At 67.3% G+C, this 10658-nt stretch carries 9 protein-coding genes; 6 read left to right on the forward strand and 3 right to left on the reverse strand.

Features of this window, described 5'->3' with window-relative positions; translation table 11 throughout:
- Positions 1-50: 50 nt before the first annotated feature.
- The 3 genes from nosZ to N7640_RS25370 form a co-directional block, all read right to left on the reverse strand.
- Positions 51-1955 carry a TAT-dependent nitrous-oxide reductase gene (nosZ, locus tag N7640_RS25360; protein ID WP_279904981.1) on the reverse strand — a complete coding sequence of 635 codons (1905 nt, stop codon included), beginning with the start codon at positions 1953-1955 and terminating at the stop codon, positions 51-53.
- A 54-nt stretch (positions 1956-2009) separates the two neighbouring features.
- Positions 2010-4175 carry a NosR/NirI family protein gene (locus N7640_RS25365; protein WP_279904980.1) on the reverse strand — a complete coding sequence of 722 codons (2166 nt, stop codon included), beginning with the start codon at positions 4173-4175 and terminating at the stop codon, positions 2010-2012.
- A 339-nt stretch (positions 4176-4514) separates the two neighbouring features.
- Positions 4515-4829, reverse strand: coding sequence for a c-type cytochrome (locus tag N7640_RS25370; RefSeq protein ID WP_220815351.1), 315 nt, complete (start codon positions 4827-4829; stop codon positions 4515-4517).
- A 179-nt stretch (positions 4830-5008) separates the two neighbouring features.
- Here N7640_RS25370 and N7640_RS25375 point away from each other — a divergent pair, with 179 nt between their 5' ends.
- The 6 genes from N7640_RS25375 to N7640_RS25400 all read left to right on the forward strand — a co-directional run bounded on the left by N7640_RS25375 (position 5009) and on the right by N7640_RS25400 (position 10656).
- Entirely contained in the window at positions 5009-5788 is a 780-nt protein-coding gene (locus tag N7640_RS25375) for a CbbQ/NirQ/NorQ/GpvN family protein (protein ID WP_279904979.1), read from the forward strand.
- A complete protein-coding gene (locus tag N7640_RS25380; RefSeq protein ID WP_279904978.1) occupies positions 5772-6353 on the forward strand; it encodes a cytochrome c oxidase subunit 3 in 582 nt (193 codons plus the stop codon). The genes N7640_RS25375 and N7640_RS25380 overlap by 17 nt, the downstream gene beginning before the upstream one ends.
- Positions 6354-6379: 26 nt before the next feature.
- Complete coding sequence (locus N7640_RS25385; protein ID WP_279904999.1) at positions 6380-6595, forward strand: cytochrome C oxidase subunit IV family protein; 216 nt, start codon at positions 6380-6382, stop codon at positions 6593-6595.
- Between the two features lie 254 nt (positions 6596-6849).
- Complete coding sequence (locus N7640_RS25390) at positions 6850-7290, forward strand: cytochrome c (protein WP_220815355.1); 441 nt, start codon at positions 6850-6852, stop codon at positions 7288-7290.
- Between the two features lie 3 nt (positions 7291-7293).
- Complete coding sequence (locus tag N7640_RS25395; protein ID WP_220815356.1) at positions 7294-8703, forward strand: cbb3-type cytochrome c oxidase subunit I; 1410 nt, start codon at positions 7294-7296, stop codon at positions 8701-8703.
- Between the two features lie 111 nt (positions 8704-8814).
- Complete coding sequence (locus N7640_RS25400; RefSeq protein WP_279904977.1) at positions 8815-10656, forward strand: VWA domain-containing protein; 1842 nt, start codon at positions 8815-8817, stop codon at positions 10654-10656.
- Positions 10657-10658: the final 2 nt, after the last annotated feature.

A 10658-nucleotide genomic window follows, 5' to 3' on the forward strand; every position in this document is an offset into this window, starting at 1 on the left:
CGGTTGTGTAGAAACGAGGCCGGGGAAGGCTGGCTTCCCCGGCCACCGGCTCAGGCCGGCTCGACCATCATCCGGCCGACCATTTCCATGTGCAGGGCATGGCAGAACCAGCTGCAGTAGTACCAGTGCAGCCCCGGCTTGTCGGCGACGAAGGTGATCGACGAGGTCTGCTGCGGGCTGATCTCCATGCTCACGCCGTGGTTGACCATGACGAAGCCGTGAGTCACGTCCTCGATCTGGTCCATGTTGGTGATGGTCACGGTGACTTCGTCGCCCTGCTTCACCTTGAACTCGGTGAGGCCGAAGGCCGGCGCCATCGAGGTCATGTAGACGCGCACCTTGTTGCCTTCGCGGATGACCTTGTTGTCGGTCTCCAGGTTGATGCCGTCCTTCTTCGCCCTGGCCACGGTCGGCGCGAAGAATGGGTCGTTGCGTTCCCAGATCTTCTTGGTCCTGATCTGGTCGCGGCGGGCCATGATGCAGTCGTGCGGCTCGGCGTAGGTCGGGCCGTCGTGGACCAGCTTCATCTCGGCGCCGGAGATGTCGATCAGCTGGTCGTTCTCCGGGTGCAGCGGGCCGGTGGGCAGGAAGCGGTCCTTGGAGAACTTGGACAGCGCCACCAGCCACTTGCCGTCGGCCTCGCTGGTCTCGCACAGGGTGGCGTGCAGGTGGCCCGGCTGGTAGTGCACGTCGAGCTTCTGCTTGATGTAGTTGACCTTCTCGCCCTTGTAGGCGCGCACCGCCTCTTCCATGTTCCACTTGACCACCTGGCTGTCGATGAACAGCGTGGTGTAGGCGTTGCCACGGCCGTCGAAGGTGGTGTGCAGCGGGCCGAGGCCCAGCTCCGGCTCGCCAACCACCACGTCGCGCGGGTCCCCGAGCTTGCCGGCGAAGAGGTCGGGCAGCATGTCGATGGCGATCATCGAGCAGGTCGGCGACAGCTTGCCGTTGGCGATGAAGTACTTGCCGTCCGAGGAGGTGTTGAGGCCGTGGGGGTTCTTCGGCACCGGGATGTAGCGGGTGACCTTGCTGTCCTTGCCGTCCTTCTTGCGGCCGTCGACCACCGGCACCTTGGAGTCGCCCAGGGTGATGAAGCGGCCGGCCTTGATTTCCGCCTCCACGGCGGGGATGTCGAACACCACCACCCAGTCGCGCTCGTTGCGCATCATGCCGCCGAGGTCGAAGGCCTTCTCCGAGTTGTAGCAGGTGGCGGCGGTGAAGCGGCCGGTGTAGTCCATGTCGGTGTTGTCGAGGTTGCCGTCGACGATGACCTGGAACGCGACTTCCATGGTCTCGGCGTCCACCGCGTTGTACAGGGTGTAGCTGTTCTCGTCCTGCAGGTCGAAGACCTTGCCGTCATTCGGGTGCGGGATGACGAACTCGGCGTTGCAGAACACGTACTTGGTGTGCGGCACCTTCTGCAGGCGCAGGCCGTGGATGGCCTGGACGTTGGGAATGGTGACCATCTTGTCGCACTTCATGATGTCCAGGCGGATGCGCGCGACCCGGGTGTTGGCCTTGTCGTTGATGAACAGGTACTTGCCGTCGTACTTGCCGTTGGTCATGGAGATGTGCGGGTGGTGGCAGTCGCCGTTGTGGAAGCGGGCGCTGTCGCCGAGGATGTGCTTGCTCTCGTTGGTCAGGCCCCAGCCGCTGGCGGAGTCGACGTTGAACACCGGGATGCGCATCAGCTCGCGCATCGACGGGATGCCCATCACCCGCACCTCGCCCTGGTGGCCGCCGCTCCAGAAGCCGTAGTACTCGTCCAGCTCGCCGGGGGCGACGTGGACCTTGTTGGCGCTGTCCTTGACCGCCGCCGCCCAGCTCTCGCGGGTCATCACGCCGCCACTCAGGGCGGTGGCCGCGGCCACGGCGCCGGTCACCGCGCTGGCGCCGAGGAAGCCGCGCCGGCTCAGGCCGGCCTTGTCGTCCTTATCCGAATTCTTGTCGTTCATGGGGTTGCTCCTGTTTGGGAAAACACGCCTGCCCGGCGCCTCGCGGCGCCCGGCTCAGGTCTCGTTCACCTCGACGGCGGGGATCAGTTGTGGCTCGGGAGCCCGCTTGTTGCGCTTCTTGCGCTTGTTGATCAGCGGCGGGCACTTGTCGTCGTTGTGGTAGGTCATCTGGCAGTCGAGGCAGTAGTGGCACTCGTTGCCGTTGATCCGCCCGTCCGGGTGGATCGCCTGGATCTCGCACTCCACCGCGCAGAGCTGGCAGGGGTTGCCGCACTCCTTGCGCCGCTTGAGCCAGTCGAACAGGCGGAACTTGCTGGGGATCGCCAGGGCGGCGCCGAGCGGGCAGATGTAGCGGCAGTACACCTTGCGGGTGAAGACGTTGACCGCCAGCAGCACCACCACGTAGAGGACGAACCACCACTGGCGGTCGAACCGCAGGGTGATGGCGGTCTTGAACGGCTCCACCTCGGCGGCCCGCTCGGCCAGCATCATCGACTCCAGGGACAGGCCGAACAGCGCCAGCAGGATGATGTACTTGATGGCCCAGAGGCGTTCGTGCACGGCGAAGGGCAGCTCGTACTGGGGAATCCTGATCTTGCGCGCCAGCTCGTTGATCAGCTCCTGCAGCGCGCCGAACGGGCACAGCCAGCCGCAGAACACGCCGCGGCCCCAGAGCAGGATGCTGGCGGCGGTGAACACCCAGAGCACGAAGATGATCGGGTCGGTGAGGAACAGCTCCCAGCGGAAGTCCTGGAACACCGCGTGGACGAAGGTCAGCACGTTGACCACCGACAGCTGGCCCAGCGCGTACCAGCCGATGAACAGCACGGTGAACAGCAGGTAGCCGCGGCGCAGCCAGTGCAGGAAGCGCGGCCGGCGGGCGAAGCTGTCCTGCAGGAACAGGATCACCGTGAGCAGGCCGAGGGCGACCAGCAGCACGCCGATCTGGAAGCTCTTCTGGTACCAGATGTTGACCCACACGGGGCGGTTGGCTTCCTCGATGGCGGCCAGCTCGGCGGCGGTCGGCTGCGGCCGCTCGATGTAGTCCTCGGGAATCTGGTAGGGCAGCTCGAAGCTGGTGAAGATGCCGGAGACCGGGCCGGTCTGGCGGCGCACCAGCAGCTCCAGGGTCCATGGCGAGCCGGGGTCGAAGGCATGCTGCTGGCGGGCGATGAAGATCGCCATCTCGAAGAACTCGGGCATGCCCTCGGCGTGCACGTCGGAGAGGCGGATGAAGTCGAGGTCACGGAAGCTGATGACGTCGCCGAACTGGCGCAGCTGCACCCGATCGAAGATGCCGCCGCGCACGTAGCCCGAGCCCTTGAACGAATACTCGCCGTTGCCCAGCACGGCGAAAGCCTGCTCGCCCGGTTCGAGGCCGGCCATCAGTTCGTCGTACTGGCGCTCGCCGAGCAGGTTGCGGCCGATGGTCGGCGGGTTCAGCGGCGCGACATGGAGGTCGATGAAGGTCTCCTCGCGCCGGTCCGCCGTCGCCACGTCGATGCCCTCGGCCTCGGTGCCCTCGAAGGCATCGTCGACCTGGCCACGGGTCAGGTGCAGGCGGCGGATCGCGCCGTTGCCGGTCATCTCGTTCCAGTTCGCCGGGTGGAACAGCTCGTCGCGCACCCGCGACGGGCGCGGGCGCATGCTGGCGCCCGCCTCGATCAGCCCCAGGTCGACCGCCACCGCGTGCGCCGCGCGCATGATGATCTCGTTGATCACCATGACCGTCACGGTCGCGCCGGTCACCGCGTCCACGGTCACCGCATCGGGGTCGTTGGAGCGGCCGACCACCACCCGCTGGCTGGCCTTGACGCCGCTGTAGTTGGCGTTGAAGGCGTGGATCTTCTGTTCGGGAATGCCGATCAGCACGATCGGCTCGTGGTGCTCAAGCATGTAGGCGTCGCGGATCAAGCCCTGCAGGTCGAGCAGCACCAGCATGTTGATCGGCTTGCCGGAATAGGCGGGGATGTCGGTGACGTGGATGCTCTGGAAGGCGTAGCCGAGGACCTCGTCGCCGTGGCGCAGCGTGCGCACCTGGTACTGGCCTTCCGCTTCGGAGACGCTGTCGGCGGTGGGGAAGACCTGCTCGATGCGCTGCCGTTCGACCTCGTAGTCCCTGGCCTGCGCGGGCGGCATGGCCGCCATCAGGGCCAGCAGCACGACAAGCCCTTGCCCCCAGGAGCGCAACGCGCCGGCGATGGAAAACTGGGGCTTCATCAGGCTACCTGCTCGCACTGCTCTATTGCGGTGCATGGTAGGTAAGGCGCTCTGCCGGTCTCCTTGACCGCAATCAAGTTCGCCCTGTCCCGACCGCGTGCCGGGCTCCGCAGCCTCCTCCTTTGTGGGAGCAGTCCTACTTTGTAGGAGTGGCCTTACTGTGTGGGAGCGAACCTTGTGGGAGCGGCCTTGGCCGCGATGCTTTTCTGCTAGCCCTATTCGCGGCCAAGGCCGCTCCCACAAGGGGATGCTCCAACGCAAACGGGGCAACCGACCCTGCGGCCGGTTGCCCGTTCGTTCACAGGCGGGCCGGCTCGCCATCGGCCCGCGTCGTCGTCCTTACTGCAGGGTCAGCACCCACTCGGCGAGGATCCTGGCTTCCTCGTCGCTCACCGGGTTCGGCGGCATCGGCATCGCGCCCCAGACCCCGGTGCTGCCGTTCTTGATGTGTCCGGCCAGGGTCTCCACCGCGCCTTCGACGCCGGCGTTCTTCGCCGCCACGTCCTTCAGGGCCGGGCCGACCAGCTTGGTCTGCACGCTGTGGCAGGCGCCGCAGGGCTTGCTCTTGAACAGCTCCTCGCCGGAGGCGGCGTGGGCAGCGGGCAGGCTCGCCATCGCCACCAGGGCGACCAGCGGAATCAGCGCTTTCTTCATGATCATTTCCTCATCGTATGTGGCCCGCCGGGGCTGGCGCGTTGTTTGGGATCGATCATATACAGGGGCATCTGCTGATCCGCTTGACCGCAATCAAGTCCGCCGCGCGTAGCGCTTGAGAGCCCGCATCGCGGGCCGTTAGCGTGCAGCCCAGGCCGTAACGGAAAACTGGAGGAGTCATGCAGAGCGCGCCGTTCTATCAGGTACAGGGCGACGAACAGTTGCTGTTCGAGCAGGCCTGGCAGCAGCGCATGCCGGTGCTGATCAAGGGCCCCACCGGCTGCGGCAAGACCCGCTTCGTCCAGCACATGGCGCAGCGCCTGCAACTGCCGCTGTACACCGTGGCCTGCCACGACGACCTGAGCGCCGCCGATCTGGTCGGCCGCCACCTGATCGGCAGCGAGGGCACCTGGTGGCAGGATGGCCCGCTGACCCGCGCCGTGCGCGAGGGCGGCATCTGCTACCTCGACGAAGTGGTCGAGGCGCGCCAGGACACCGTGGTGGTGCTCCACCCGCTGGCCGACGACCGCCGCGAGCTGTACCTGGAACGCACCGGCGAGACCCTGCGCGCGCCACCGGGCTTCATGCTGGTGGTGTCCTACAACCCCGGCTACCAGAACCTGCTCAAGGGCATGAAGCCGAGCACCCGCCAGCGCTTCGTGGCGCTGCGCTTCGACTACCCGGGCGCGGAGGAGGAATGCCGCATCGTCGCCCGCGAGGCGCAGGTCGGCGAAGCGCTGGCGCGGCGCCTGGTCGCCCTCGGCCAGGACATCCGCCGCCTGGAACAGCACGACCTGGAAGAGGTGGCCTCGACCCGCCTGCTGATCTACGCCGCGCGCCTGATCCACGCCGGCATGGAGCCGCGCGCGGCCTGCCGCGCCTGCCTGGCCGAGCCGCTGTCGGACGACGCGCAGACCGTCGCCGCGCTGATGGACCTGGTCGATGTCCATCTCGGTTGAGCACCCGGCCGTCCGACTGCCGGGCGACCTGGCCATGTGGCTGTTCATTCTCGCCGAGCTGACGGTGTTCGCCCTGCTGATCCTCACCTTCATCGTCGCCCAGGTGCTGTCCGGCCCGCAGTTCGCCGCCAGCCGGGCGTTGCTCGACGGCTCCATCGGCCTGGCGCTGACCGTCAGCCTGCTCACCGCCGGGCTGTTCGCCGCGCTCGCCGTGCAGCGGACGCGAGCCGGCGAAGGCCGGAAGGCGGCGCCGCTGCTGCTGGCGGCACTGGCCAGCGGCGGCGTCTACGTGGTGCTCAAGGGCGGCGAATACGCGCACCTGATCGAGGCCGGGCTGGACCTGGAGTACGACCGCTTCTTCACCCTGTACTGGATTCTCGGTGGCTTCCACTTCCTCCACGTGCTGCCCGGCCTGCTGTTGTTCGCCTGGCTGGCGCTGCGCTGCCGGCGTGGGATGTACGACGCGCCGGGTAGGCGCAGCGAGCTGGAGTCGTGCGTCCTGTACTGGCACATGGTCGACTTGATCTGGGTGCTGCTGCTGCCCTTGCTCTATTTGCAGCGGTGAACGGGGTGAACGCATTCGCCTGCTGGATGGGCCTGTTGCTGCTGTCGCTGGCGAGCCTGTGGCTGGTCGCCGCGCCGGTACCGTCCTGGGCGGCCATGGGCCTGTCGCTGGCGGCGCTGGGCAAGGCCTGGCTGATCGTCGACGGCTTCATGGAGCTGCGCCACGGGCCACGCCTGTGGCGCGCCCTGCTGCTGGGCTGGGCGGCGTGCATGGCGCTGGCGCTGTATCTCGGTACGCCCTGAGCGAGCCGGAGTAGCCCATTCGCGGACAAGTCCGCTCCCACAGATCAAGCAGCGCGCCCCGTTTTGTGGGAGCGGACTTGTCCGCGAGCTCTTGCCTGACGCCACGCAAGAACCAAAAGCCAAAAGCTCGGGGCCAAGGCCCCTCCTACACATTCCGCCCTCGCCCGTCCATTTCCGGCTTCTTGATTGCCATCAAGCGGTTTTCGCCGACCGCCGTCCGAGAATGGCTGCGCCAAGCCTTTGAGGACATCACCATGTCGGAGACCTTCACCAAGGGGATGGCCAGGAATATCTACTTCGGGGGAAGCGTGTTCTTCATCCTGATATTCCTGGCCCTGACCTTCCATACCGAAAAGACCATCCCCGAGCGCACCAATGAACACCTGATGAACGAGGCGGTGGTGCGCGGCAAGCTGGTCTGGGAGCAGAACAACTGCATCGGCTGCCACACCCTGCTTGGCGAGGGCGCCTACTTCGCGCCGGAGCTGGGCAACGTGTTCGTCCGTCGCGGCGGCGAGGAGCAGTTCAACGGCTTCCTGCATGCCTGGATGGCGGCCCAGCCGCTGGGCGTCCCCGGCCGCCGGGCGATGCCGCAATTCAACCTGAGCGACAGGGAAGTGGACGATCTCGCCGAGTTCCTCAAGTGGACCTCGAAGATCGATACCAACGACTGGCCGCCGAACAGGGAGGGCTGAGACATGAGCATTGCCAATCCGCATCTGAAATTCGCCTCGCAAGCCGTGGCCAAACCCTACTTCGTGTTTGCCCTGATGCTGTTCGTCGGGCAGATCCTGTTCGGCCTGATCATGGGCCTGCAGTACGTGGTCGGTGACTTCCTGTTCCCGTTGATTCCGTTCAACGTGGCGCGCATGGTGCACACCAACCTGCTGATCGTCTGGCTGCTGTTCGGCTTCATGGGCGCGGCCTACTACCTGATCCCCGAGGAGGCCGACCGCGAGCTGCACAGCCCGAAACTGGCGATCATCCTGTTCTGGGTGTTCGCCGTGGCCGGCGTGCTGACCATCCTCGGCTACCTGCTGGTGCCCTACGCCAGCCTGGCCAAGCTCACCGGCAACGAACTGCTGCCGACCATGGGCCGGGAGTTCCTCGAACAGCCGACCATCACCAAGGCCGGCATCGTGGTGGTGGCCTTGGGCTTCCTCTACAACATCGGCATGACCCTGCTCAAAGGCCGCAAGACCACGGTCAGCGTGGTGATGATGACCGGCCTGATCGGCCTGGCGGTGATGTTCCTGTTCTCCTTCTTCAACCCGGAAAACCTCACCCGCGATAAGTTCTACTGGTGGTGGGTGGTGCACCTGTGGGTGGAAGGCGTGTGGGAGCTGATCATGGGCTCGATGCTGGCCTTCGTGCTGATCAAGGTCACCGGCGTCGACCGCGAGGTGATCGAGAAGTGGCTCTACGTGATCATCGCCATGGCCCTGATCACCGGCATCATCGGCACCGGCCACCACTACTTCTGGATCGGCGCGCCGGGCGTGTGGCTGTGGCTCGGTTCGATCTTCTCCGCGCTTGAGCCGCTGCCGTTCTTCGCCATGGTGCTGTTCGCCTTCAGCATGGTGCGCCGTCGCCGCCGCGAGCATCCCAACCGCGCCGCCGGCCTGTGGGCGCTGGGCACCACCGTGACGGCCTTCTTCGGCGCCGGCGTGTGGGGCTTCCTGCACACCCTGGCCCCGGTCAACTACTACACCCATGGCTCGCAGCTCACCGCGGCCCACGGCCACCTGGCGTTCTACGGCGCCTACGCGATGATCGTGATGACCATGATCTCCTACGCCATGCCCCGCCTGCGCGGCATCGGCGAGGCACCGGCGGAGCGCGCCCAGCGCGTGGAGATCGCCGGCTTCTGGCTGATGACCCTGTCGATGGTGGCGATCACCCTGCTGCTGACCGCGGCCGGCGTGGCGCAGATCTGGCTGCAGCGCTGGCCGTCGGACAACGAGGCGATGGCCTTCATGGCGACCATGGACCAGCTGGCACCGTACTTCTGGATGCGCCTGGTGGCGGGCGTCGGCTTCGCCGTCGGCCTGGTGTGCTACCTGCTGAGTTTCATACAGCGCAGGAACGTCGTCATCGCCAAGGCCTGATAAGGCACTGACTGTGGGAGCAGCCTTTGTGGGAGCGGCCTCGGCCGCGAAGAAACCAAAGCTTCGCGGCCAAGGCCGCTCCCACAGAACGAAAGGGCAGAGAGAGGACAGATGGCCTTCAGCATCGAAGTCGAGGAGTGGGTCGGCGGCGTCTGGCATCGATTCATCACCCGCCGCGCCGACCCGGATTTCACCCACGCCCAGGTGCAGCTGAGCGACCAGCAGCGCGCCCTGGGCCTGCTCTACCACGCCCTGGGCGGCGCCAGCGCCGTGCAGATCCAGGCCGCGCAGCCGCGCGAGCTGCTGCTGCGGCGCAACCTGCTGCAACAGGTCGCCGGCACCTGCAAGCAGATGCCGGTGGCCTGGTGCGACGCGCAGAACCTGCGCCTGCCGCCGAGCCTGGCGGTGTTCCCCCACGCCGAACTCAACCGCGAGCTGTACCGCTGGCTGGCCATGCTGGCGGCCGTCGCCGATGGCATGCGCCACTGGGGGCGGGACAACCAGCGCTGGGTGGGTGAGCTGCTGCGCCGCTATCCGGCCTTGCGGCCGCGTTACCAACGCCTGGTCGAGGCGCACCTGCGCCTGCGGCCGGACCCCGACAGCCTGCCGCCGGCCAGCGCCGCGCTGGAGCGCGACCTGCGCCAGGCGCTGCGCGAGCCCGGCAGCGTCAGCGATTTCGCCCACGATGAGCGCGCGCCTTGGCCGCTGCCGTTGTGGCTCTACCCGCCACAGGCCCAGACCCTCGGCGCATGCAGCGAACTGCCCGAGGAGGGCGAGGGCAGCGCCGCCAACCCCAACCCGGCGCAACGCAAGCTGCGCAAGCGCGCCTCGCGCATCGACGACGGCGGCGGCAAGGGCGGGCTGCTGCTGTTCCGCCTGGAGAACCTGTTCAGCTGGTCCGAGCACGTCCAGCTGGACCGCTGCAACGACGACAGCGAGGACCTCGACGCCGCCCGCGTGGCCGAGGACCTCGACGAGCTGAGCCTGTCGCGCCAGCGCACGCGCAAGGGCGGCGGCCTGCGCCTGGACCTCGACCTGCCGGCGGCGGATCAGGACGACCTGCCGCTGGGCGAAGGCCTGCTGCTGCCGGAGTGGGACTACCGCCGCGGCGCCCTGCACCAGGACCACGTCTGCGTGCAGCTCTACCACCCGCGCGCAGCCGAGGCGCAGGCACTGCCGGCGCGCCTGGCCTTGCCGGCGAGAAAGCTGCGGCGGCAGTTCGAGACGCTGCGCAACGAGCGTCAGTGGCTGCGCCAGCAGCCGCAGGGCAGCGAGGCGGACCTGAGCGCCTGGCTCGACTTCCAGGTGCAACGCCGCCAGGGCCAGGCCTGCGAGAAGGGCCTGTTCCTCGAACAGCGCAGCGTGCGCAACGAGCTGGCCTGCCTGCTGCTGGCCGACCTGTCGATGTCCACCGAGGCGCACCTGAACGACGAGCAGCGGGTCATCGACGTGATCAACGACAGCCTGCTGCTGTTCGCCGAGGCGCTGACCGCGGCCGGCGACGACTTCGCCCTGTACGGCTTCTCCTCGCTGCGCCGCCAGCAGGTGCGCATGCAGGAACTCAAGCGCTTCGGCCAGCGCTACGACGAGCAGGCGCGCGGGCGCATCCTCGCCCTGCGTCCCGGCTACTACACGCGCATGGGCGCGGCGATCCGCCAGGCCACCCGCTTGCTCGGCGAGCGTCCGCAGCGCCAGCGCCTGCTGTTGCTGGTCACCGACGGCAAGCCCAACGACCTCGACCTCTACGAGGGCCGCTACGGCGTGGAGGACACCCGCGAGGCGGTGCTGGAGGCGCGCCGCGCCGGCGTATTGCCGTTCTGCATCACCATCGACCAGGAGGCCGGCGACTACCTGCCCTACATGTTCGGCGCCGCCGGCTACACCCTGATCGACAAGCCGCAGCACCTGCCGCTGTACCTGCCCCAGCTCTACCGGCAGCTGACCCGGCGCTGAAC

Origin of the sequence: Pseudomonas sp. GD04015, assembly GCF_029837675.1 — a bacterium.
GTDB lineage: Bacteria > Pseudomonadota > Gammaproteobacteria > Pseudomonadales > Pseudomonadaceae > Aquipseudomonas > Aquipseudomonas paralcaligenes.